This is a genomic window from Caballeronia mineralivorans PML1(12) (genome assembly GCF_001028175.1).
GTDB lineage: Bacteria > Pseudomonadota > Gammaproteobacteria > Burkholderiales > Burkholderiaceae > Caballeronia > Caballeronia mineralivorans.
Genome location: NZ_AEJF01000229.1, coordinates 36,072 through 58,235, shown reverse-complemented (window position 1 = coordinate 58,235; position 22,164 = coordinate 36,072). Strand labels below are relative to the sequence as shown.

At 62.8% G+C, this 22,164-nt stretch carries 21 protein-coding genes and 1 tRNA gene; 1 reads left to right on the top strand and 21 read right to left on the bottom strand.

Annotated features, from left to right (window positions below; translation table 11 throughout):
• Nucleotides 1-22 precede the first annotated feature (22 nt).
• From EOS_RS37520 to EOS_RS37510, 3 genes are all read right to left on the bottom strand, one after another.
• Nucleotides 23-99, bottom strand: a tRNA-Asp gene (locus EOS_RS37520).
• 210 nt (nucleotides 100-309) lie between these two features.
• Entirely contained in the window at nucleotides 310-1,602 is a 1,293-nt protein-coding gene (locus EOS_RS37515; protein ID WP_047897272.1) for an MFS transporter, read from the bottom strand.
• A 269-nt stretch (nucleotides 1,603-1,871) separates the two neighbouring features.
• Nucleotides 1,872-3,092, bottom strand: coding sequence for an NAD(P)/FAD-dependent oxidoreductase (locus tag EOS_RS37510; RefSeq protein WP_407639219.1), 1,221 nt, complete (start codon nucleotides 3,090-3,092; stop codon nucleotides 1,872-1,874).
• A gap of 163 nt (nucleotides 3,093-3,255) precedes the next feature.
• On the opposite strand from EOS_RS37510, the gene EOS_RS37505 reads away from it, so the two are divergent.
• A complete protein-coding gene (locus EOS_RS37505; protein WP_047897313.1) occupies nucleotides 3,256-3,993 on the top strand; it encodes a class I SAM-dependent methyltransferase in 738 nt (245 codons plus the stop codon).
• A 24-nt stretch (nucleotides 3,994-4,017) separates the two neighbouring features.
• Here the strand turns inward: EOS_RS37505 and EOS_RS37500 are convergent, their stop codons facing one another.
• From EOS_RS37500 to EOS_RS37415, 18 genes are all read right to left on the bottom strand, one after another.
• A complete protein-coding gene (locus tag EOS_RS37500) occupies nucleotides 4,018-4,446 on the bottom strand; it encodes a hypothetical protein (protein WP_047897270.1) in 429 nt (142 codons plus the stop codon).
• A gap of 68 nt (nucleotides 4,447-4,514) precedes the next feature.
• Complete coding sequence (locus EOS_RS37495) at nucleotides 4,515-5,774, bottom strand: beta-ketoacyl synthase N-terminal-like domain-containing protein (RefSeq protein WP_235443091.1); 1,260 nt, start codon at nucleotides 5,772-5,774, stop codon at nucleotides 4,515-4,517.
• Nucleotides 5,771-6,997, bottom strand: a complete 1,227-nt coding sequence (locus EOS_RS37490; protein ID WP_047897269.1) for a beta-ketoacyl-ACP synthase — start codon at nucleotides 6,995-6,997, stop codon at nucleotides 5,771-5,773. Before EOS_RS37490 ends, EOS_RS37495 begins: the two co-directional genes overlap by 4 nt.
• Nucleotides 6,997-7,722 (bottom strand): 3-ketoacyl-ACP reductase FabG2, encoded by a 726-nt coding sequence (locus tag EOS_RS37485; RefSeq protein ID WP_047897268.1) that lies wholly within the window; start codon nucleotides 7,720-7,722, stop codon nucleotides 6,997-6,999. Before EOS_RS37485 ends, EOS_RS37490 begins: the two co-directional genes overlap by 1 nt.
• A complete protein-coding gene (locus tag EOS_RS37480) occupies nucleotides 7,719-8,204 on the bottom strand; it encodes a hotdog family protein (RefSeq protein ID WP_087882051.1) in 486 nt (161 codons plus the stop codon). The genes EOS_RS37485 and EOS_RS37480 overlap by 4 nt, the downstream gene beginning before the upstream one ends.
• Nucleotides 8,205-8,209: 5 nt before the next feature.
• Nucleotides 8,210-9,403 (bottom strand): beta-ketoacyl-[acyl-carrier-protein] synthase family protein, encoded by a 1,194-nt coding sequence (locus EOS_RS37475; RefSeq protein ID WP_047897266.1) that lies wholly within the window; start codon nucleotides 9,401-9,403, stop codon nucleotides 8,210-8,212.
• Entirely contained in the window at nucleotides 9,400-11,796 is a 2,397-nt protein-coding gene (locus tag EOS_RS37470; RefSeq protein WP_047897265.1) for an MMPL family transporter, read from the bottom strand. Before EOS_RS37470 ends, EOS_RS37475 begins: the two co-directional genes overlap by 4 nt.
• Nucleotides 11,796-12,443: a LolA family protein gene (locus EOS_RS37465; protein WP_047897264.1), complete on the bottom strand. Its 648-nt coding sequence runs from the start codon at nucleotides 12,441-12,443 to the stop codon at nucleotides 11,796-11,798. Before EOS_RS37465 ends, EOS_RS37470 begins: the two co-directional genes overlap by 1 nt.
• Complete coding sequence (locus EOS_RS37460) at nucleotides 12,431-12,868, bottom strand: acyl-CoA thioesterase (RefSeq protein WP_047897263.1); 438 nt, start codon at nucleotides 12,866-12,868, stop codon at nucleotides 12,431-12,433. The genes EOS_RS37465 and EOS_RS37460 overlap by 13 nt, the downstream gene beginning before the upstream one ends.
• Nucleotides 12,861-14,459: an HAL/PAL/TAL family ammonia-lyase gene (locus EOS_RS37455; RefSeq protein ID WP_047897262.1), complete on the bottom strand. Its 1,599-nt coding sequence runs from the start codon at nucleotides 14,457-14,459 to the stop codon at nucleotides 12,861-12,863. The genes EOS_RS37460 and EOS_RS37455 overlap by 8 nt, the downstream gene beginning before the upstream one ends.
• On the bottom strand, nucleotides 14,446-16,167 hold the full coding sequence (locus EOS_RS37450; protein WP_047897261.1) for a glycosyltransferase family 2 protein: 1,722 nt from the start codon (nucleotides 16,165-16,167) through the stop codon (nucleotides 14,446-14,448). Before EOS_RS37450 ends, EOS_RS37455 begins: the two co-directional genes overlap by 14 nt.
• Entirely contained in the window at nucleotides 16,164-17,852 is a 1,689-nt protein-coding gene (locus tag EOS_RS37445) for an AMP-binding protein (RefSeq protein ID WP_047897311.1), read from the bottom strand. Before EOS_RS37445 ends, EOS_RS37450 begins: the two co-directional genes overlap by 4 nt.
• A complete protein-coding gene (locus EOS_RS37440; RefSeq protein WP_047897260.1) occupies nucleotides 17,849-18,532 on the bottom strand; it encodes a COG4648 family protein in 684 nt (227 codons plus the stop codon). The genes EOS_RS37445 and EOS_RS37440 overlap by 4 nt, the downstream gene beginning before the upstream one ends.
• Nucleotides 18,532-18,783 (bottom strand): acyl carrier protein, encoded by a 252-nt coding sequence (locus tag EOS_RS37435; protein WP_031359256.1) that lies wholly within the window; start codon nucleotides 18,781-18,783, stop codon nucleotides 18,532-18,534. Before EOS_RS37435 ends, EOS_RS37440 begins: the two co-directional genes overlap by 1 nt.
• Nucleotides 18,780-19,085 carry a phosphopantetheine-binding protein gene (locus EOS_RS37430; RefSeq protein ID WP_047897259.1) on the bottom strand — a complete coding sequence of 102 codons (306 nt, stop codon included), beginning with the start codon at nucleotides 19,083-19,085 and terminating at the stop codon, nucleotides 18,780-18,782. Before EOS_RS37430 ends, EOS_RS37435 begins: the two co-directional genes overlap by 4 nt.
• Nucleotides 19,060-19,857: a lysophospholipid acyltransferase family protein gene (locus EOS_RS37425; protein ID WP_047897258.1), complete on the bottom strand. Its 798-nt coding sequence runs from the start codon at nucleotides 19,855-19,857 to the stop codon at nucleotides 19,060-19,062. The genes EOS_RS37430 and EOS_RS37425 overlap by 26 nt, the downstream gene beginning before the upstream one ends.
• A complete protein-coding gene (locus tag EOS_RS37420) occupies nucleotides 19,841-20,572 on the bottom strand; it encodes a beta-ketoacyl synthase chain length factor (protein WP_047897257.1) in 732 nt (243 codons plus the stop codon). The genes EOS_RS37425 and EOS_RS37420 overlap by 17 nt, the downstream gene beginning before the upstream one ends.
• A gap of 699 nt (nucleotides 20,573-21,271) precedes the next feature.
• A complete protein-coding gene (locus EOS_RS37415; protein ID WP_047897256.1) occupies nucleotides 21,272-22,123 on the bottom strand; it encodes a polysaccharide deacetylase family protein in 852 nt (283 codons plus the stop codon).
• Between the last annotated feature and the right edge of the window lie 41 nt (nucleotides 22,124-22,164).

The window sequence follows — 22,164 nt, the reverse complement described above, 5'->3', positions numbered from 1 at the left end:
AGTTCGCCTTTCTCGTGAATGCTGGCGGAGTGGACGGGACTCGAACCCGCGACCCCCGGCGTGACAGGCCGGTATTCTAACCAACTGAACTACCACTCCTTTTTTACATCTTTTGCAACGATCGAAGACGAGGTCAGCACGGCCGGTTAGCCTTGCTCCACAACCGTTTGCTCAATCGGGGACGCAGTATACAACGAAACATCGGACGATGCGAAATTTTCTCGTGCGACGCAGCAAAGGCTGCTGTGGGGTATCGGTCCAGTTGGCTCAAGACTTACACCCCCACAGCGGACTTACACCCCCACAGCGCTAAGCCCCCTCCGCACCCTGCGATGCAGCGATGTCGCACGCCTCGCCATCGCGGATCCGAAGCGGCTCGATCTTGCCCACGATCACGAGATAGCTGAACGCACCGAGGAAACAGAATCCGCCCGCGACAACCAGCGGAATGGTGAACGACCCTTTGGTGAGCTGGACCATGAAGCCGGTGAACGTCGTGATGACGATACCCGCAAGGTTCGACGCAAAGTTCTGGATGCCGCCTATGGATGCAACGTAATCCGGCGTTGGCGCGACGTCGCCGGGAAGCGACCAGATGCTGGCGGCGGCGAACGCGAGGCTGCCGTAAGCAATGCCGAACGACGCGAGCATCACATACGTGCTCGTGGTGAACGCGGACAGCGTGATGATCGACGAGAGCAGCATGCCGCCGACCATGCAGGTCTTGCGCGACTTCGTCAGGCTCCAGCCGCGTTTATAAAGCGCATCCGAAACGATGCCACCCAGCCAGCCGCCAGGAATCGAAATAAGCGCCGGAATCATGCCGAGCGTGCCAAGCGACTTGAGCGAAAAACCGCGTGTCTGCACGAGATAACTCGGGAACCACGTGATGAAAAAGTAGATCACGAAGTTCAGGCAGAAGAAGCCGAGCATCATGCCCCACAGCGTGCGATGCCTGAACAGCGATGCCCACGTGACGTTCTGGCTCGATGTTTTTTCACGCGGTGTGGGCGCTGCATTTTCAGCGCCGGTCAGGTCGCCGCGCGACGGATTGCGGTAGATCAGGAACCAGCCGAGCACCCACACGAGACCGACCGCTCCGGTCGCGACGAACGATGCTTCCCAACCGAACCCGCTGATGATCAGCGCAACGACGGGGATGGAGAGTGCCGAGCCGACCCGCGAGCCGCTGTCGAAGATACTGGTGGCGAACGCACGTTGCGCCGGTTTGAACCATTGCGCGACAAGCTTCGCACACGCCGGATACGCGCCCGCTTCGCCGACGCCGAGCATCAGGCGGCAGCCGAACATGCCTGCGACGCTCGTGGTCGCCGCCGTCAGCGCGGTGAACACCGACCACCAGCCTACGGCGAGCGGTAACGCAATGCGCGCGCCGACTTTATCGACGAACCAGCCGAACGGCATCTGCATCAACGCGTAGGTCCAGAAGAAGCCGCTCATCACGAGGCCCATTTGTGCGGGGCCGATATTGAGCGCCTTCTCTATCTGAGGTGCGGCGACAGCGAGGTTCGCACGATCGACATAGTTGATCGCGATTGCCAGGAAGCATAGAAATACGACCATCCAACGCATCTTGCGCATACTTTGTCTCCTCCGGTACGGCACGTTTTTTATCTACGATGCTCGTTTGCGACGCCGCGAGCGAACGCAGGATCGGCTCGGCCAAGCAGGGTCCGTGTGCTTGCCGAGGCGTTACATGCTACCCGTTTAATGCCTATGTCTGCACGGCCCGATCCTTACGGAACGAAAGTTTACGCGGCATGGCGATGGCTTGGACAAGCCTGTGCTTACCGCGCACCGCAGGCTTCACGGGACAGGGAGTGATGCCCGCAAGACTCATGCATCGGCGATCAGGCGCCCTTGCATATCTCGTGAAGCGCGTTGAGCCTGCGCACCGGATCGGCCACGTACGGATTCGATTCATCCCACGCGTAACCCGCCAGCACCGCGCTGATAAAACGCTGGATAGGAGGCGTTTTATGCGGATAAAAAATGATGTCTTGCAACTCGCCCGTGTACCACCGTTCGACAAACGCACGGAACGTATCTATACCCTTTCGCAGCGGCACATCGTAAGCCGTTTGCCAGTCGGGCGTCTCGCCGTTGAGCTGCCGCTCGAGCGTCTGCACCGCCAGATGCGCGGAGCGCAGCGCGATCGTCACGCCCGATGAAAACACCGGATCGAGGAATTCGCCGGCGTTACCGAGCAGCGCATAACCCGGACCGTGCAGCCGCTCGACGTTCGCCGAATACCCGCCGATATGCCGCACCGGCATCAGGAACGGCGCCTGCCCGATGAGCCCGTTGAGCGTCGGCTCCTGCTGGATCAGCGCACGCAATTTTGCATCGCGTTCGCTCTCGGGACACTCGAGGAAACTCGCTTCGGCTACGCACCCGACCGACGAGCGTCCGCCCGCCAGTGGAATCATCCAGAACCAGACATTGCGATGCTCAGGATGGGTCGCGACGCAGATCTTGTTGCGGTCCGTGGCGCCGGCCGGAATGCCGTCGCGAACATGCGTGAAGATGGCCGCGCGCGTGGGCATCCGCGTCGGCGCTTCGAGATTCAGAAGACGCGGCAAGACACGGCCGAAGCCGCTTGCATCGAGTACAAAACGGGCTTGCACGCGGTACGCTTCACCTGCTTCATCGATGACATCCAGCTCGGGTTCGGCACCCGTTTGCATCGCCTGCACGGTGTGGCCGAAACGCACTTCGGCACCCTGCTCCGCTGCGCACCGGATCAGCAGATCGTCGAATACGGCGCGTTCGACCTGATACGTCGTGCCCCAGCCCGGCGAGTGTTTATCGCGAAAATCGAAGGACGACGACTGGTCCCGATAGACAAAATGCGCGCCGTTCTTGTACTGGAAGCCGGCCTCGACAACTGCTTGCAGCATGCCGGCCTCTTCGAGGTACGCCATGCTTTGCGGCAGCAGGCTCTCGCCGACCGAAAAGCGCGGGAAATGCTGGCGCTCCAGCACGAGGACCGAGCGGCCCGCCTTTCTCAGCAGCGCGGCCGCTACCGCACCCGAGGGACCCGCGCCGATGATAGCGACATCGACGGTCATGTTTTGCTGCGATGAATCGGTATTCAATGGGACCTCGTTTGTCTGGGACTATCTCTGAGGGTCGTGCGGCGCACGTTGTCAATCTCGTGCTTCTGCACATGCCTTACTTGCCATTACAATGACGTGCGCCCTGATCGCGTCATTTCCTGCCGGAGAGCAACTCGTGTCGTCATCCGAAACATCCCGCGTTGCCTTTGTGCCGGAGACGGCCTTCGGGCTCTGGTTTCTGCGCACCGCTATCTGGGAACATCACGTACTGCGCGTGGCGATCAACGACCTCAAGCGGCTGGTCGATACAACGCTGCCCGAGGCCCCCGTGATCGTCGACGTGGGTTGCGGGCAAGGCCAATCGTTCCGGCTGCTCGGAAAGGCGTTCGGGCCCGGCCGGATCATTGGAGTCGATTTCCATGAGCCTTCGCTCGTGGAAGCCCAGGAGGCCGCACGGGCTTGCTTGCAGGACGACGGCTGGACCGGCGAGATCGAGTTGCTGCACGGCGACTGCGCGCGGCTGCCCTTGCCCGATGCGAGCGCCGACATCGTGTTCTGCCACCAGACCTTTCATCACCTCGTCGAGCAAGGCCGTTCCCTTGATGAATTTCGCCGGGTATTGAAACCCGGCGGGGTTTTGCTATTCGCCGAATCTACCGATGCCTACATCAAGTCCTGGGTGATCCGGCTGCTGTTTCGCCATCCCATGCACGTGCAGAAAAGTGCGAACGGTTACCTCGATATGATCCACGATGCCGGGTTCACATTCGGTTTACAGAACGTTTCCATGCCTTACCTGTGGTGGAGCCGTGCGGCTGACTTCGGACTCCTTGAGCGGCTCGGGTTGCATCGGCCGCTGCCCGGCAAGCGTCGTGAAACGCTCGTCAATGTTGCTGCGACCAAGGTCAGTTGATTGCAGCTTTGCATCGATTCAGCGTTACTGCGCGTCGAGCACGACCATATCCCCACGCACCCGCAAAGCCGCTGCGCTCATGCTCACGCCGCACGTGAACTCGGTCGCCGACGCCGATTCAGTGCTATGAAAACTCGTCCCGATGTTGATGACGGCATTCGCGTTGTGATCACGCGCGTACGCGCGCAACTTCTGCAACGCATCGGCAAGCGCCCGATTGCAGGACGCATCCTGCCCGTTCGCGTCACGCGCGATACGCACCGACGTCGAGGTTTGTCCCAACTGACTCTGCACCGCAGGATGAGCCTGCGAGCCGAAGTACAACGCAACCTGCGCGCCCGGCGCCGACTGAGCGACAACCGGCGCAAGCGGCAATGACTTCACTTGAGTCGCGCACCCGGTCAACGTCGCTACAACCACCATCAGCCCGCCCAACGCATACTTGCTCTTCATCGTGTTTCCCCGGTTAGTTATTGTTACGGTCTTTGTGTTTGTTATGTTCGTTACGGTCATCGGAAACTTCAGACACCCTTCCACGCATCGAAGATCAGGCTGGCGCAACTGCCGCCGAATCCGAATGAAACTGACATCGCAGTATCGATCTTCATCGCGCGGGTTGTATGTACGATCGGCATGTCGTTCAAGCACGGATCGGGCGTTTCGATCGGTCCCGTTCCGGCGATAAAACCATCGCGCATCATCAGCAACGTATAGATCGCCTCGTGCACGCCGCATGCTCCGAGCGGATGACCCGACAGTCTCTTCGTCGATGAAAACAACGGGATGTCACTGCCGAATACAGCGGACAACGCATGCAGTTCTTCGATGTCGCCAAGCGGTGTCGACGGTGCGTGCGTGTTGATATAGGCCGGGCGCGTGCCTGCTTCATCGAGTGCGCCGCGCATGGCGCGCGCGATCCCCGATGCGTGCGGCGTCACCATGCCTGCGCCGTCCGTGCAATGGCCGAAGCCCGTCAATTCCGCATGGATGCGTGCGCCCCGCGACAACGCATGGTCCAGCGATTCAAGCACCAGCACGCCACCGCCCGACGCAATCACGAAACCGTCGCGCGTGCTGTCATAGGGCCGCGATGCACGTTCCGGCGTGTCGTTGAAATGCCTCGACAATGCGCCCATGGCGTCGAACATCAGCGTCATGTTGTCGTGCAAACCTTCGCTGCCGCCGGCCAGCACAATCTGCTGGCGGCCGGTCTGGATCAGTTGCATCGCCTGGCCGATCGCCAACGCCGACGTCGTGCAAGCCGAGGACGGCGAATACGTCACGCCCTCGAGCCCGAACACTTGCGCAACATTCGCCGATGCCGTGCTGCCCATCACCTGCGGGACCACATACGGCAACACTCTTTCGATACCACGCGCGTGGGCAATCGCCATTGCGGCATCGTAGGCGGAGATCGTGCCGGTACCCGAACCGATCACCGCGCCAGCAAGCGGCGAACGTAACGTGGCGGGATCGAGTCCCGCATCGTCTATCGCCTTGCGCGCTGCGTGGCATGCAAAACGAGCCGTGTCGCCCATGAAGCGTTCGAGCTTGCGATCGAATGGCGGTTCGCCCGCGACTGACGCCACGCCCGCGATTTGACTTGCGAGACCACGTTCACGCCACGCATCGACGCGCGTAATGCCGCTACGGCCTTCGCGCAAACCCGAGGAGACCTCGTCGAGCGTATTGCCCAGGCAGGAAACAATGCCCATGCCGGTCACGACCACGCGTGACAAGCCGCGCTGCGCAGGCGTAGGTGTAGGCATAACCGCACTCATGGCACGCGCCTGAAAATCAGCGATGTGTTGATGCCACCGAACGCGAAGTTGTTGCTCATGACATAGTCGGCATCGATCGTGCGGCCGCTATCCAAGATGTAATCAAGCGGCGCGCAAGCCGGATCGACCTGCGTCAGATTCAGCGTCGGCGCATACCAGTTGCGTTTCATCATCTCGATGGTCCACCACGCCTCCAGCGCACCGCATGCGCCCAGCGTATGGCCGACATAGCTCTTCAGCGAACTGATCGGCATGCGTGCGCCGAAGGTCTGCGCGGTCGCGTGGCTTTCGGCTACATCGCCGCGATCCGTCGACGTGCCATGCGCGTTGACATAAGCAATTGCTTCGGCGGGAAGCTGCGCGTCGCGCAGTGCGAGCTGCATGGCGAAGGCCATGGTCTCGGCCGATGGCTGCGTCATGTGCGCGCCATCGGAATTGCAACCAAAGCCGACTATCTCCGCATGAATGCGCGCCCCGCGTGCGAGCGCGTGTTCATACTCTTCAAGGACTAAAGTGGCTGCGCCTTCACCGACCACGAGGCCATCGCGAGCGACATCGAAGGGGCGCGGCGTCAGATGCGGCTCGTCGTTGCGCGTGCTGGTGGCATAAAGCGTGTCGAACACAGCAACGGCCGGCCCGGACAGTTCTTCCGCGCCGCCCGCGAGCATCAGCGTCTGCTTGCCGGCCGCGATCATCTCGTAGGCGTAACCGATCGCCTGACTGCCCGATGCACACGCGCAGGACGTCGGCACAATGCGGCCTTTCAGATCCCAGAACAGGCTGACGTTGACGGCCGTTGTGTGCGGCATCATCTGCACGTAGCTATTCGATGTCACGTCGCTCATCGAACCGGTTTCGAGCATGGTGCCGAAGGCGCGAATCGGCTGCACCGATCCCGACGACGATCCGTAGGCCACGCCCATGCGCCCGTCCTTGATCGTCGGGTCGTCGACGAGACCCGCATCGGTCAGCGCCAGTTCGCTCGCGCGCACCGAATACAGGGAGACGGGGCCCATCGAACGGGTTTTCTTGCGCGGATAATGTGCCGGTGCGGTGAAGTCGGGCAATGGGCACGCAAGCCGCGTATGCAGCAGCTCGAAGTAGTCCCACTCGGGCATCCGGCGCACGGCGTTGCGACCGCTTTTCAGCTTCGCTTCGATCTCGTCCCAGGCGTTGCCGAACGCCGTAACGCCACCCATGCCGGTAATGACCACGCGTTTCATCAAATCATCCCGCCATTGACGCCGATCACCTGCCGCGTGACATACGAGGCCGCATCCGACATCAGGAAGCTCACCACGGACGCCACTTCGGCCGGTTGCCCGACGCGGTTCATCGGCACCGTCTTCAACGCCTGCTCGAGCGGCACACCATCAAGCATGCCGGTATCGATCAGTCCAGGCGCCACGCAGTTGACGGTGATGTTGCGCGTTGCCAGTTCGACGGCGAGCGCCTTCGTGGCGCCGATCAATCCGGCCTTCGCTGCGCTGTAGTTGACCTGGCCGCGATTGCCCATCACGCCCGAGACGGAGGCGATCGTCACAATGCGCCCTCCCTGCCGCGCCCGCACGAGCGGCATGGTCAGCGGATGTACGACGTTATAAAAGGAGTCGAGGCCGGTTTCGATCACAATGTCCCAGTCCTCTTCGGTAAGCGCTGGAAACGCCGCATCGCGCGTCACGCCCGCGCAGCAGACGATGCCGTAATACGCACCGTGCGTCGCCACGTCCGCTTCCAGGGCCTCGCGGCACGCGGCACGGTCGCGTACATCGAATTGCAGCACCTTTGCCGTGCCGCCCTGCGCGGCAATGCCGGTCGCGACAGCTTCGGCTTCAGTGCGCCCACTGCGGCAATGCACGGAGACCGTGAAGCCATCCGCCGCGAGTTGATACGCGATCGCGCGGCCGATGCCGCGGCTTGCGCCCGTTACAAGAACACGCCGGCTCATGATCCGAAACTCCCTTCGATGAACGACTGAAAATCAGCCGGTTGATACACCTTGATGACCGCCTCGGCGCAGCACACGCTGTCGTGATGGATCGCGCATTCGTAGGCGCCGTGGCCTTGGCCATCGTCGCCGCGCAGCAGTTCTTTCGCTTCGATGCGCAGTTGGGCGCCGCGTGCAAATGCCGGGATATGCGCTTCGTATCGGCGTGAGCCGAGCAGTACGCCGGGACGTGCCCGACCGCCTGCGCGCATCGCGAGCAAACCGACGTGCGCGGCAATCGCCTGCGCCATCAGTTCGATGCCGATCCACGCCGGCATCGCGCCATCGGCATCGGCGTACCAGGCATCGGCGCGCACGCTTGCGTAGGCTGTCAGGGTCTCGTCCGTGCAGTCGCTGACCCGGTCGAGCAGCAGCATCGTGCCCCGGTGCGGCAAGATCGTTTCAATAGGGCCGAAGCCGTGGCCGGTCGTATGGATCGTCATGGTCATCACCGGCCGAGAATCAGGCTGACGTTGCTGCCGCCAAACGCAAACGAATTGCTCATCACGTACTGCGTGCCCGTCGTACCCGTCGCGCGTGGCAGATAGCGCGCGTTTTCGACAAGATCGAGCCGCGGCAAAGCCGGGTCGGCCTCGCCGTCCCACAGATGACGCGGCAACGCGACGTCGTTGCGCGCAAGCGTAAGCCACGCGAACCCCAGCTCAGTCGCGCCCGCTGCGCCGAGTTGATGCCCGGTCAGCGGCTTGGTGCCGCTCGCCGCTACGCCGCCCTCGAATACCCGCGCCATCAGATGCGCTTCCATGTCGTCGTTCTTGCGCGTCGCCGTTGCATGGAGGTTCACGTAAGCGATATCAGACGGCGCGAGACCCGCGTCCGCCAGTGCAGCACGCAATGCAATTTCACCGCCCGCGCCGTGCGGATCGGGGGCGGAGATATGATGCGCATCGCTCGATTCGCCCACGCCGGTGAGGACTACCGGGCCTTCGTCGCGGCTCATCAGGAACACGGCCGCGCCCTCACCCACGTTGATCCCGCAGCGATTGCGGCTCATCGGATTGGAGCGGACCACGCTGGTCGATTCGAGCGACGCGAAACCCTGCACGGTCAACTCGCACAATGAATCGACCCCGCCGACCACGACCGCATCGCACAAGTGCAATTGCAACAACCGGCGTGCCGAGACGAACGCCTTCGCGCTGGACGTACACGCGGTCGAGATCGTGAATGCGGGGCCGTGGATGTCGAGTGCAGCCGCGGCAAACGGCGCCACCGTGCCGATCTCCACCTGCCGGTAGTCGAAGCTCAGCGGCAACTTGCCCGCTTGTGCCTGGTAGACGAACGCAGCCTCGGCCGCTTCGATGCCCGACGTGCTCGTGCCAAGCACCACGCCGATCCGGTGCGCGCCGTAACGTTCACGGGCGGCCTCCACAGCCGGCGCGATCTGCGCGAGCGCGGCGAGCAACAGCCGGTTGTTGCGGCAGTCGTAACGCGCAAGCGATTCCGGCGGCGCGACGTTGAGCGGCACGGTCACGCTACCGACAAAAGCATCGCCGATACCGGTATGGATCGTCCCCATGCCGGGTGCAACACCGGCGGCGAGCGCGGGCACGATCGAGTCGACACTCCCCCCGAGCGCGTTGATCAACCCCAGCGCATGCAGATAAACACGTGGCGCGTTCATGTGGCCCTCCTTCGTTCCGATGGCATGCCGACCGGCGCAAGCAGCGCCGATACCGCGATACCGAGCGCCAGCGTCGCGCCGAAACTTTTCAGCGCGGGCATCGCGCTCATGGCGAGCAAACCGAAGGAAAGCAAGGTCGTTGCCGCCGATAACAGCACGCCCGTCCACACCGCGCCGAGATCCGCGTCGGCGCGCGCGGCGCCTTCGCGCAGAAATACCGCATAGTTTGCGCCCACGCCGAGCACCAGCATCAATGCGAGCCAGTTGAACAGGTTCAGCGGCACGCCTGCATAACCAAACACCGCGAGCGTCACGCCGACCGCCAGCAGAACTGGCAGCGTGACGACGATGCCGCCGAGCAGCCGGTAGCGCACCATCATCAGCAGGAGCACGAGCAACAGCGCGCCCGCGAGCCAGATGCCGCTGTCGACACGATACGCGCCGAACAGCGTCGAGACGCTCGCGGCTTTATCGACGAAGCTTACGCCCGGCAGCGTGTGCGCGGTTGCGATCAGCGCAGGTTCGTTCGCGGATGTAACGCCCTGCGGGATCACGACGGCGGCATAGCCAGCAACGTCCATTTTGCCGAGCCATAGATGACGGAACGGCTGCGACCACGGCGCCGCAAGCCAGCTATCGACCGTTAGCACCGCGTGGCCCGACTTCGCGTAGGCCGCGAGCCATGCATCGGCCACTTCATCGCGGAAACCGGCTTGAACGAGCGTCGCGCGCAACGCGGCCGGATCGCTGAATACGCGTTGGCTCAGCAGCGTATGGTCCTCACCCTGCCGCTTCGCCGATGGTACGAACGACGTCACCGATTGCCAGGTACTCAGCCTCGCTGCGCCCGTCAAACCGTCGAGCTTCGCGCCCAGCGCTTCAGCACGCTCTAGCACGATCTCGGACGTCTCGCCGCGCACGACGAAAAACTGCGTGCTGTTGTCGACACCGACCGCGTCGCGCACCTTCTGCTCTTGCGCCATGAGCACAGGATCGCGTTCGATCAGCAGATGGATGTCGTCGTCGCTCGTGAGCCGTAGCCAGCCCGGCGCTGCAACGATCAGCAGAAGAGCCGCGACACCCCAGGCCCGCCGCCCGCCAATCAACGCATGCCACGTGGCAAGCAGACGCGCCGCTCCGGCGAATACGCGCTGCGGACTGCGCTTGGGCGCTCGAACCAGCAGCGCCGGCAACAACCACAACACCGACGCGAACGCGGTACAGATCCCCACGATTGCAAAACACGCGATCTGCTTGAGCGCGGGAAACGGCACCCATGTGAGGATGGTGTAGCCCAGCAGGCTCGTCGTCAATGCGACCATCAGCGCCGGCCGCACGGCACGCACGCCGCGCTGTGCATCCCAGTCACGTCCTGCACCGAGATAGACCACGAAATACTGGATCGAATAATCGACTGCCTCGCCGATCAGACTCGCGCCGAACACGAGCGTCAGCAGATGCAGCTTGCCGAATATCAGCATGGTGGCAGCGAGCGCACACACGATACCAAGCGCCGTCGAAACGAACCCGAGCAGAATCAGCCGCGGCGAACGGAACACCCATAACATCAGCAACGCAATCCCGCAGACCGACGCGACGCCGATCAGATGTACCTCACGCTCCGAGGCGGCACGCGCCGCCTCGGCGTAGAAAACAGCGCCGGTGCGGGCCAGGGTTACATCGGGGAAATCGTGCTTGAGCGCACCTTCACTGCGCGCCACGGAGTCATGGACGGCATGCTGAACCTTTGATTCATACGCCGAACCCGGCAACGTCGCCATCACAAGAACGCTGGTTGCATTCCCTCGATGCGCAACCAGCATCCCGTCTTCAATCTCCAGGTTTGAGGTCGCAAGCGGCAAGCCTGCAAGCCAGTGTTCGAGCCAGCCGAGCGGGTCGTCGGCGAGCTCAGTCGCGAGGCCGCTACGCAGCGGGCTGTAGAGGCGTCGCGCGAGTGTGTCGTGCAGAGAGACGGTGCCGTCCATGAGCGCCGCGCGATCGGCCGGTGCAAGCAAGCCGAATCGATATGGCATGTAGAGCCCGGCAATCTTCGATACATCGAACGGCGGCAACTCTGCGGTTACCGAGCCAAACGCCCCGCTTACAGACAACGTCGAGCCAAGCTGTTTCGCCGCAGCTTTCGCATGTGCTGCGTCGTTGCTGGTCACGAGAAAAACCGTACGATCACCGAGCGCGGTGGCTAGCGTATCGACGGCTTTTTCAGCGACCGGATCGGCTTCCGTCGCGGGCAATAACGCAAGCAGGTTCGTCTGCAGCGGCGAAGGCCCGGCGAAACGCCACACACAATAAAGCGCTGCGACAAGCGCGAGCAGCAGCCATGCGGCACGTGTGCGCCACACCGGTTTCGCGGCTCGTGATTGCGGCACCTGCATTACGGCGCTCCGAAAAGCGTGCGCTCAGTCGGCGCCAGTTCACTCACCGCCGCACTGTTCGCGAAGTCGATACGCGTGATGTCGCCATTCGCGAGCGTGATGCGCAACGCCTGCAAATAGCCGCCGCCACTCATCTCCAGGCCCTTGATCGACTGGGCGAGCTGCGGCTGGTTCGGCGTCAGTTGCATACGCCACTGCGCGGGCGTGCCGTCGGCGTGCACGTCGAATTGTGCGTAGAGCGCCGAGAGATCGCCACCCAGCATCGCGCGCATCATCCGCGAAACTTGCGCCACACCACGCACGCCGTTGCCGCTATTCGTGCTCGTGCGCTGGCCGCTGGCGTTCACCTCGCTCACCCCGATATCGGTGATGACGTAGGTCGCTTTGTACGGTGTATCGATCTGCCAGATCGCGCCGCGCTCGCGGAAGAAAATCAGCGAACCCGTGCTGACGAGCGGCTGTTTCATCGCTGAAAGCGTTTGGGTTTGCGTGAACTGCGCGCGAACGCCCTTCGCTTGCGCGAGATGCGCCGCTATCTGCGAAACGAGGCCCGTATCATTCGCCGATGCGGCCAGCACCGCCGGCGAGAACGCGATAAACGCAGCCGCTATGACACTTATGACACTGCGCAGCTTCAACGTGCCCATGCGCGCTCCAGCTTCTCGAACACCACCGGCGGAGACACGAATTGCAGTTCCTGCGTCGCTGCGTCGATGGCAACCTGGATCGTGTAACCCTTCGTTAGCCGCTCGCCGGAAGCGGCATCGACGATCTCATAGCCAATCTTCAGGCGGTTTTCATACTCCAGCAATTGCGCGCGGACTTCAATCTGCTGCCCATAGGTGGCTGGACGCACGTACTTCAGATGCGCTTCGACGATGGGCCAGAGATATCCCGACGCCTGCATCTCGCGATAGTCGTAGTCGAACACGCGCAACAGCGCGGCCCGGCCGATCTCGAAGTACTTCAAGTAATGCCCATGCCAGCAGACGTTCATGGCGTCGACGTCGTGGAACGGCACTTCGACTGTCGCGCTCGCCGTCAGGACCTTGGGTGCCTCAGCTTCAGTCATGCTGTCCTTCTCCACAATAACCGCTCACCAGCTCGCACGCCGCGATCCGCGCAGTCAACGCGCGCAGGTCGCTTTCGAGCGCGCGGTCTTCATCGACGAACGGTGATGCGGCCGTCACGCTCTCCATGAATGCGTGCAGTGGCGCGGGGATGGGCGTCGTATTGTTGAAACGTTGACGCAAACGTGCAGCCTGCACGGTCGCGAGCGTATGGGCCGCGGCAACCTGCTCGGTCAACTCCAGGATACGCAGGCAATCGCGTGCGGCGATCGTGCCCATGCTTACCTTGTCCTGGTTATGCGCTTCGGTCGAACGAGAAAATACGCTGGCGGGCATGGTCAGCTTGAGCGCTTCCGCCGTCCACGCCGACGACGATATCTGCACAGCCTTGAAGCCATGATTGATCGATGCGCGCTCCGGCGCCGCGCCCGACAAACTGCGCGGCAGGCCGTTGTTGAATTTATCGTCGACCAGCAACGCCAGTTGGCGATCCATCAGGTCGGCCAGATTCGCGACGGCGACTTTCAGCGAGTCCATCGCGAAGGCAATGTGGCCGCCGTAGAAGTTGCCGCCATGCAACACGCGTTCGCCGTCGGGATCGATCAGCGGATTGTCGTTGGCGCTGTTCAGTTCGTTTTCAACGTCCCGACGCACCCATGACAGCGCGTCGCGCGCGACGCCTATCACATGCGGCGCACAACGGATCGAGTAGCGGTCTTGCAGGCGATGGCCCGGCGTGTCCTCGCGGCCGGCGAGATCCTCGCGAATCCATGTCGCGGCTTCGGCTTGGCCCGCGTGCGGTTTCACTTCGAAGAGCATCGGGTCGAAGTGCGCAGCGCGGCCGTCGAGCGCGACGGTGGACAGCGCGGTCAGGCGTGCGGCGAGCCGCGTCAAATGACTGGCTCGGGCGAACGCGAGGCACGCCAGCCCCGTCATGACCGCGGTGCCGTTCATCAGTGCGAGCCCTTCCTTCGGCGCGAGCGTAAGCGGCGCGTGGCCCAGTTCGGCCCAGACGTTGCGCGCATCGCGCAACTCGCCGCCGTACTGCACGTCGCGTTCGCCAACGAGCGCCGCTGCCACGTAGGACAACGGCGTCAGGTCGCCGCTCGCCCCCACCGACCCCTCCGATGGAATCCTGGGCAGCACACGATGATTGATCAGGTCGGCGAGCCGTTCGAGCAGCACGGTCCGCACGCCGGAAAAGCCGTATGCAAGCGAATTGAGCCGTGCGGCGATGACCGCGAGGGTCTGCGCGTCGTCGAGATGCTGGCCCATGCCGCAGCCGTGATAACGCAGCAGTTGCAGGGGCAGGACTTCGACGAGTTCCATCGGCACATCGACCACGCACGAGTCGCCGTAACCGGTGTTGACGCCATAGACGGTCGCGCCCTGGGCCAAATGCCGGCGCAAGAATTCGGCGCCGCGTTCGATGCGTGCCCGCCATGCCGGATCGGCGCTCAACGCAACCGGCATGCGCCGCTGCGCAATCGAAACGACTTCTTCGATAGTCAACCGCCGGCCGCCGATGACGATTGCTTCGTCGGCCATAAGCGCTACGTTACGTACGTTGGGACTCAGATCATGTTCGGCCATTCGCGCCTCCATTGCCATTGGGACGCGCCCAGAAATCGAAAAAATTGAACCATTGATAAGGCGCCTTGCGACAATAGTGTTCGAGACGCGCTGCATAACGTTGCGCCCACGCCGCGAGATGCTGCGCACGCTCACGGCGCGGCAACTCGATACGCTCCGCGAACGGCTCGAAATAGAGCCGGTAACCCTGCGCTTCCTTCAGGCAGAAAAACAGGTACACGGGGCAACCCAGTGCATGGGCGAGCACATAAGGCCCTTGCGCGAAAGGCGCCGTCGAACCCAGGAACTGCGCTTCGGTCGTGCGGCCCGAATCATGCGCCGGCACACGGTCGCCGACGATCACCAGCAACTCGCCCGCATCCACACGGTCCTGCATCATCATCGCCGTCTCGGGGCCGAAGTCGCTGACCTCGACAAGACGCTGCGCGAACTCGCTATTCGCCGATGCCAGCACGCTGTTGAACCGGCGTGCGTGCTCGGTATAGACAACAGCGGTGACCTTCGCGTGCGCACCGCGCGTGGCGAGCGCCCGGGTCATCTCGAGGTTGCCGAGATGCGCGCCGATCACGAGTGCACCGCGCCCGCTCGCGCTCAACGCTTCGAACGCGGCAGGATCGTCGAACTTCACGTCCTCTATGTTGACGCGGCCCGACCATGCGGCGAGTTTATCGAAGCCGGATTGCGCGAATGCCAGCATGTGCTTATACGCGGACAGCCATCCCGGCCGAGGTGTCCCGTCTTGCGGCGCTGCCTGTTGAAGATGCATGAAGTAGCTGCGCGATGCAGCCCGGGCACTGCGCCCTGTCAGCAAGAAATACGCGACGATCGGATGCAGCCATAACGCCGTGAAGCGCGTGCCGAAGAGACGGCAGCTCAGCGCAAGCAAGGACATGCCGAGATGGCTGCCGCGTTCCGCGATATGCCACCAGTGCTGATCGTTCTCATCCGCCGATGTGGCCGAAGCTCGCGGCATCAGCTTGTGTGCAAGCAACATCGGCAGCCGCCACAGCATGCCCGCGACAAGCCGCGTGTGAGTACGGCTGATACGCACGTTGTCCCACAGCACGTCGAAGTGTGAAACGCCGTCGCTCGCGTACGTGACGCGTGTCGGAATCGAACGGAACGCTGTCCTGCGCCAGTACAAACGCACCAGGATCTCGATGTCGAAATCCATGCGCGTCGGCAACCGGACGTCATCGATCAGCGCGCAGACCACGTCGAGCGGATACAGGCGGAAGCCGCACATCGAGTCGCGGATCGTGAACGAGAGCGTTTCGATCCACACCCACACATGCGTCAGATAACGGCCGTAGAGACGCGACTTCGGCACGGATTCGTCGTAGACAGGACGACCGAGGATTACCGCGCCCGGCCCCGCACGCGCCGCTTCGATGAAGCGCGGCACATCGGCGGCGTCATGCTGTCCGTCGGCGTCGATCTGCAAGCCATGCGTGAAACCAGCCTCGAGCGCGGCCCGCAGGCCCGCCATCACCGCTGCGCCCTTGCCGCCGTTGACCGGCAAACGGATCAGCTTGAGCTTGTCCGGGTACTGTTGGCGAAGCGCGGCGAGTACGTGCTGGGTGGCGTCATCGCTGCCATCATCGACGATAAAAAGCGGCAAGCCGTGCACGCTGAGATTCGCGACAGTCGCGCCGATCGCGTCCTTGTGGTTGTAGATCGGGATGACGATGCACGGCGCGAAGCTCATGCGATCACCCGATAAACAAAAACACCCGACGCGCAATCCCGACCGCTCAGCCGATACGCAAATTGCACACGCTGCCGCAACGCGTCATGCGTCAACGTGAGATCGAGCAGCGCGCCCGGTGGCACCGGCGCCTTGAACTTCAACTGATCGATCGATGCCAGCGCGCGGACGCCCGGCACATGGTCAGTCGCCAATCGCATCGCCCAGTCGACCTGTACGACACCCGGCAGGATCGGCAAGCCGGGGAAGTGACCAGCGAAATGCACGAGCGTCGGCGGCACGCGGAGCTCGTAGTGCAACGCCTTCTCGCTGCGGGCTTCGGAGAGCACTTCGAGACCGTCTGCGCGCGCGTCGAATGCTGCGGCAACAGCGGCCGCCGGCAACTTGCCGCGGGCATCGAAGGGAAGCGCGAAACGGAAGCGCCAGAAACGCGGCAGCACGACGATGTCGAAATACACCGCAAGGTGGCGGCGCAAGATCTTCGCGAGCGCCACGCGCCCTCGTTCCAGCAGCGCTTCGCTGCCGGCTTCGGTGAGCGCCACCACCGCGCCGACACGCTCGCGCGACATCCCTTCAAGCGACACCACCGCCGCCTGCCCTACATACGGATGCAATGCGAGCCGTGCTTCGAGTTCCGGCAAGGACACGCGCTTGCCCGCAAGCTTGATCACGCGGTCGAGGCGGCCTTGCAGCCGGAAACGGCCATCGGGGTCGAACGCGACGGTGTCGTCGGTACGATGCCAGTCGTCGTGGCCCAGATGCGGCGAGCGCAGATTAAGCGCACCGTCGTCGCCGCGATGAACCTCGATACCGGTCAACGCTTGCCACGCATCCGTTTTATCCTGCTGACGCCACGCAATGCCGCCCGTCTCCGTGCTGCCGTAGATCTCGACCGGCGCAGCACCGAAGACCTCGGCATATTTGCTGGCTGCCTCTGCCGCAAGCGGACCGCCCGACGAAAAGAACACGCGCGGCACGGGACTCAGGCTTGCGAAACCATCGAGTTCGGGCCAGCGCGAAAGTTGCGCGGGCGTAGACACCACGACCGATCCCCCCTGCCCGCATTGCGCGATCCGCGCCTGCAAATGTTGTGGCTCGATGCTGATTGCACGGTCGAATGCGCGCCCGGCAGCGAGCGGCCAGAACACACGAAACAGCAGTCCATAAATGTGATGATGCGGGACGCTGCCAAGCACCGTTGCGTCGCCGACAAGCTCGCCCCACTGCTTCTCGAGCGTATGGACTTCGGCGTTGAATTGCGCGAGCGTCTTGCGGATCGGCTTCGGTGTGCCGCTGCTGCCGGAGGTGTACAGCGTGAGGGGCGCGTGAGGATCGATCAACGCGGGCATCCGGGCAGACGCTGGCAGCGAGACCAGCGAAGGCATGTCGGCATCGGTCAGTGCAACATCGTAGGCATTGGAGAGATCGGCCAGATAACCGGGCGCGGCATGCGCCGGAATCATCGGCTCCTTGCCGCAAGCGAATAACGCGAACAGCGCGCAGGCGAAGTCGAATGGATCGTCGATACACAACGCATAGCGTCGCGCCGGCTGCTCGCTCAAACACGCGGCGATGGCCAGCGCTCGCGCACGGAACCCGGCGAAATCGAGCATGTCGGCACCGTCGCGGCAAACCGGCGTGCCGGCATCGCGCTTGGCCCACAATACATCGTGCAACGCAATCATGCGGCCTCCGACCGCGCGGCTCGCGGCAGCACGGCCAGATAGCGCCATACGATCTCGCCGGCCAGCAACACGCCGATCAGGCCATACGCGATCGCGCCGTTGTACAGCGACCACGCAGCCGGCGGCCAGAACAACGCGGTATACGCGGAAAACGCGCCGTTCAGCACAAAGAACACGCACCAGACCTGAGTCACCCGGCGCGTGTACCGCACCGCATGCTCACCGAGTTCTGGATTGCCCATGCGCGCGAATTTTTCGATCATCGTTTGCCCACGCACGAGCGTCGAGCCGAACGCGACCAGCAGGCCAAGGTTCACAAGTGAGGGGTATAGATGCAGCAGCAATACGCTGCCGGACAACACGATCGCCGCCGATGCGCAGCTCAGAAGGCCCACTACGCACCAGTCCGTCGCGGTAAGCTGCCGCAGCGACGTGGCGAACCTGCCCGTCCCGGCCCAGCGCTGCAGCCACAGCAGCGCGAACAGTGCGGCGCCGATGTAACGCGGCGAATCCCAGCGCCATGCGCACAAGATCATGATCGGGTAAGCAAGCTTCAAGGCGACTTGCAGGACTGCCCGCATCCAGCCAAGAGGCTTAACGCCCAAGGTCAAGGCCTCGCCCGCCGCCGGTTTATCCGCCGCGGTATCCTGCATGCCGGAACGTGAATGCTCCGCTTGCATCACCCCTGTTCCGCCAGCAGCGACTCCACGGCGCCGATCACATCGCCGACCGTGCGGACCGACTTGAACTCTTCCGGCTTGATGCGCCGGCCGGTCATTTCCTGCAGCTTGATCGCAAGATCGACGGCGTCGATGCTATCGAGGTCGAGGTCCTCGTACAGATGCGCTTGCGGCGTCACGCGGTCAGGCTCGATCGCGAAGTTCTCTTTGAAGATGGCGCGGATGCGCTCAAGGATCTCTGTCTCGGTCACGATTTATTCCCCTTTTCCCCGGTGTCGTTCGCGATGCTCAACCCGCCTTGCTGGCTGGCGACAAGCGCCGCAAGGGTGCTGATCGAACGGAAGTGCTCCCGCGTGCGTTCGTCGTTCGCCGCGATAGTCAATTGATAGTGTTTGCGCAGCACGATACCGATCTCGAGCGCGTCGATCGAATCGAGCCCGATGCCATCGGTTTCGAAGAGCGGCGCATCGTCGCCGATGTCGGCAGGTGTCAGGTCTTCCAGATCGAGTGCATCGATCAGAAGCTGCTTAATTTCCAGTTTCAAAGAATCCATAGTCGAACAGGCGCTGGTTAATGTGTGCCTCAATAGCGCTGGTCAAAGTGCGCGCGGCAAGGGCCGGGGAAGAAGAATCGTGAGCCTCGAGCCTGTCGGCCGCGACCGGCTCGAGCACGTTCACGCGGATGCGAAACGCCCGCGATGGCACGTGATACCAGCGCATCTGTTTCGTGAATGCCGGCGGGTCGCAATCCATGAGCACCGGCAGGATCGGCGTGCCCGCCTTGAGGGCGATGTGCGCGAAACCGCGCGAGAATGCGTGCAACCGGTTCGGCGCGGGACTGCGCGTGCCTTCCGGGAAGATGATCATGGTATAGCCCGCTGCAATCTGGCGTGCACTCGCTTCCACGAGTTCGATCGGGTCGACGTTGCTCACGTATTCGGCGGCCCGGACGATGCCCCAGAAACACGGATTACCCCAGTGGGCGTTCTTGACCACGCAGCACGCAGAAGGCGTGAGCGCGAGCAGCACCACCACGTCGAGGTAGGTCGGATGATTCGCGACGACAATCACGGGCCCGCTCGCACGTAGCGCGGCCGCGCCCTTCACTTCCAGTTCCATCACGCCGATCCACTGCAAGACGGTGACCAGCGCACGGAAGAACCAGTGAATGATGGTCGTGACCGCACGCTGACGCGACGCACGATGCGGCCACAGCCATGCGAGCGGAAACACCAGCACCGAGAACAATAGCCCGCAGACGCCGAACACGACGAAGCTCATGCCCGTGGCGACCAGGCGCCAGCCGTAGTTAAGCCGCGCCTTCATGCCAGCTCCATTGCCAGGTGGTGCCGGCGTTTTGCCATGCTGCGGGCGCATGCGTGTCAAGACAACGTTGGACCGCTTCGCTCTGCGTACGGAAGTTGTCATGCGCAGGAGCCGGAGCCAATGTCGCTGCCAATGTCGGCGCCGGAGCGTCGGAGCGGCCCCCTGTACCCGATATTGTGCATGCAAGACGTCCTGCCGCCGCGTGGGTGTCGAGCAGGATCGCGAGCGCTCCGCCTTGCACCTCGTCTTCAATCGTGCCGTACGCGGCATCGGCCGGCTCGTCCGCATACACCATGAGCACGGGCGACGAGGGGTCCGCCGCGAACTGCGCATGGGCTTCGAGCAATGCATACCCGAGCGTTTCCGCGCCGGCGGAAATCGCGCTGGCGGGCGAACGGTCGCCGCGGGCGATGCCGAATATGCCGGTCATTGCGTTGAGGACGGACAGGCTGAATGCAGTCGGAGACACCGGCTCGCCCGCGCTGATGGCGCGAAGGATGTCCGTGGTGCGCCTTAGTTCGCCGTGCCGGGACGCGAATACAACTCGCACGCGGTCGCGCTCAGCCACGCAGTCGTGGGCGACCTTGAGGGCGATACGGGACAGGCTGCTCAGACGACGGCGGACGATCGGCTCGATGAAGCTAATATCGGCGGCGACAGCGGCAGCGGTGGCAGACCATCGGGCAACGGGCATGGTCCAGCGCAGATCGTGCATACGATGTTTACGAATTGAAAGGCACCAGCACCTCATGAGGACCCGCCTGCGCGGGCAGCACATGAATGGGCCCGCTCTGGCCGGAGGATTTTTAATCGGCTATCAGAAGATGACCGGCAGATAGTCCGGCGCCCGTACCGACTTAACGGCAGTTTGTGCCGATTGTTTAATGCCATATGCGGGTAAATGAATTATTTGAACTTGGATCAGCTCCGCATGGAGGGCAAATCATACTGAAATTTGCCTGCTAAATCAGCCGGAAAAAAGTATCCGGGCGTATCAGTCTCACATATACGACGAAACGCCAGAAATTCATTTAAAAGCCAACCGGTTTCCTCTCTTGGGTCATGGAAATTTAGCCGCCTTTCGCAGCTTGTCCAAGTCGAAAAAGTTACGGGATGTACATTGCGCTCGGTGCACTGGCATTGTCAGGGCACTGAAGCCGCTATGCCGCGTCTGATTGGCTGCATCCGCGATGCACGGTTTCGCCATGTCGATCATGGCGACGGCGCTGAAGCGGCAGGCTTCGCGTAGAGCGCTATGTCGTGCCAAGCGGTTTGCCGAGCGTTCCGCGCGCATTAAGTCAGGCAATCGTGACTTAATCGATGGCTCGCTCAGCTTCGTACAATGCGTAACGTCTCTTACTTAATCGTCTGCCGATTTTCCCGGACGACTCGCGTACGAGCTGCAGCCGGGAAGTCAGAAGGCTTCCCGTAATGTCACGAAGTGCAGCCCTTGCTTTTTAGCGGCGCCGATGACACGGGGTAATACCGAGAGCAGGACGGGCTGACCGTCGTCGGTGGTCGCGGCGTCGCCATCATGGAGCAGCAGGATGTCCCGCGGTGCCAGATCGCGCAGCAACCTCTGTGCGACGACCTCCGGATCGCGTTCGCGCGTATCGAAGCCGCGTCGCGTCCAGGCGGCCAGCCTTAAATCGAACTTTTGCAAGACCGGCTCGAGCAGGACATTGCGCAAGCCCGCCGGTGCGCGAAAGAAAGCCGGCCGCTCGCCGGTCAGTTCCGTCAGCGTGCGCTGTGCCGCATCGATTTCCCGGCTCAGCGCGCCCATGCCCGTCACGGAAAACGTATGCACGTGCTTCTGCGAGTGGTTCTCCACGCTATGCCCGCGCGCGACAATCTCGCGGGTCAGCGCGGGATAGCGGCGCGCACGTTCGCCGATCAGGAAAAACGTGGCGCGTACCTCGTATGCATCGAGCAGATCGAGGACCTGGGGCGTCACGACTGGGTCGGGACCGTCGTCCAGCGTGAGCGCAATGGCGTTTGCATTGCGGGGGATGGCAGGCAAGCGCGTCCAGTTGGGACCGAGCAGCGTCGAACGCGGCCATAGTCCCGCTACCGTGACTGTCGCGTGGTTGAGCGCCGTGCCTGCCAGCCACCATGGCCACATTTCAGGCGCGGCGGCGCAGCCCGCCAGCGCAAGCGCGTGCCAGGCAGCAGTGACCTTCAGTGTGAGGGGATATCCTGTAACAGGCCAGCGACGCTCGGACGCTGCATCCGGATCGAGTTGCAGTCTCGGATGAAGTTTGATCATGCGTCTTCCTTCTTTGATGCCGATAACCGGTTATACGCTAG

Excerpts from the sequence above, each read along its gene's own strand:
- EOS_RS37490 (WP_047897269.1), bottom strand. The coding sequence starts at position 6,997 with ATGAAACGCGTGGTCATTACCGGCATGGGTGGCGTTACGGCGTTCGGC.
- EOS_RS37510 (WP_407639219.1), bottom strand. The coding sequence starts at position 3,092 with ATGACCGTCGATGTCGCTATCATCGGCGCGGGTCCCTCGGGTGCGGTA.
- EOS_RS37485 (WP_047897268.1), bottom strand. The coding sequence starts at position 7,722 with ATGAGCCGGCGTGTTCTTGTAACGGGCGCAAGCCGCGGCATCGGCCGC.
- EOS_RS37475 (WP_047897266.1), bottom strand. The coding sequence starts at position 9,403 with ATGAACGCGCCACGTGTTTATCTGCATGCGCTGGGGTTGATCAACGCG.
- EOS_RS37445 (WP_047897311.1), bottom strand. The coding sequence starts at position 17,852 with ATGATTGCGTTGCACGATGTATTGTGGGCCAAGCGCGATGCCGGCACG.
- EOS_RS37495 (WP_235443091.1), bottom strand. The coding sequence starts at position 5,774 with ATGAGTGCGGTTATGCCTACACCTACGCCTGCGCAGCGCGGCTTGTCA.
- EOS_RS37415 (WP_047897256.1), bottom strand. The coding sequence starts at position 22,123 with ATGATCAAACTTCATCCGAGACTGCAACTCGATCCGGATGCAGCGTCC.
- EOS_RS37470 (WP_047897265.1), bottom strand. The coding sequence starts at position 11,796 with ATGCAGGTGCCGCAATCACGAGCCGCGAAACCGGTGTGGCGCACACGT.
- EOS_RS37450 (WP_047897261.1), bottom strand. The coding sequence starts at position 16,167 with ATGAGCTTCGCGCCGTGCATCGTCATCCCGATCTACAACCACAAGGAC.
- EOS_RS37480 (WP_087882051.1), bottom strand. The coding sequence starts at position 8,204 with ATGACGATCCATACGACCGGCCACGGCTTCGGCCCTATTGAAACGATC.
- EOS_RS37455 (WP_047897262.1), bottom strand. The coding sequence starts at position 14,459 with ATGGCCGAACATGATCTGAGTCCCAACGTACGTAACGTAGCGCTTATG.
- EOS_RS37500 (WP_047897270.1), bottom strand. The coding sequence starts at position 4,446 with ATGAAGAGCAAGTATGCGTTGGGCGGGCTGATGGTGGTTGTAGCGACG.
- EOS_RS37425 (WP_047897258.1), bottom strand. The coding sequence starts at position 19,857 with ATGAAGGCGCGGCTTAACTACGGCTGGCGCCTGGTCGCCACGGGCATG.
- EOS_RS37440 (WP_047897260.1), bottom strand. The coding sequence starts at position 18,532 with ATGCAAGCGGAGCATTCACGTTCCGGCATGCAGGATACCGCGGCGGAT.
- EOS_RS37515 (WP_047897272.1), bottom strand. The coding sequence starts at position 1,602 with ATGCGCAAGATGCGTTGGATGGTCGTATTTCTATGCTTCCTGGCAATC.
- EOS_RS37460 (WP_047897263.1), bottom strand. The coding sequence starts at position 12,868 with ATGACTGAAGCTGAGGCACCCAAGGTCCTGACGGCGAGCGCGACAGTC.
- EOS_RS37465 (WP_047897264.1), bottom strand. The coding sequence starts at position 12,443 with ATGGGCACGTTGAAGCTGCGCAGTGTCATAAGTGTCATAGCGGCTGCG.
- EOS_RS37430 (WP_047897259.1), bottom strand. The coding sequence starts at position 19,085 with ATGGATTCTTTGAAACTGGAAATTAAGCAGCTTCTGATCGATGCACTC.
- EOS_RS37420 (WP_047897257.1), bottom strand. The coding sequence starts at position 20,572 with ATGCACGATCTGCGCTGGACCATGCCCGTTGCCCGATGGTCTGCCACC.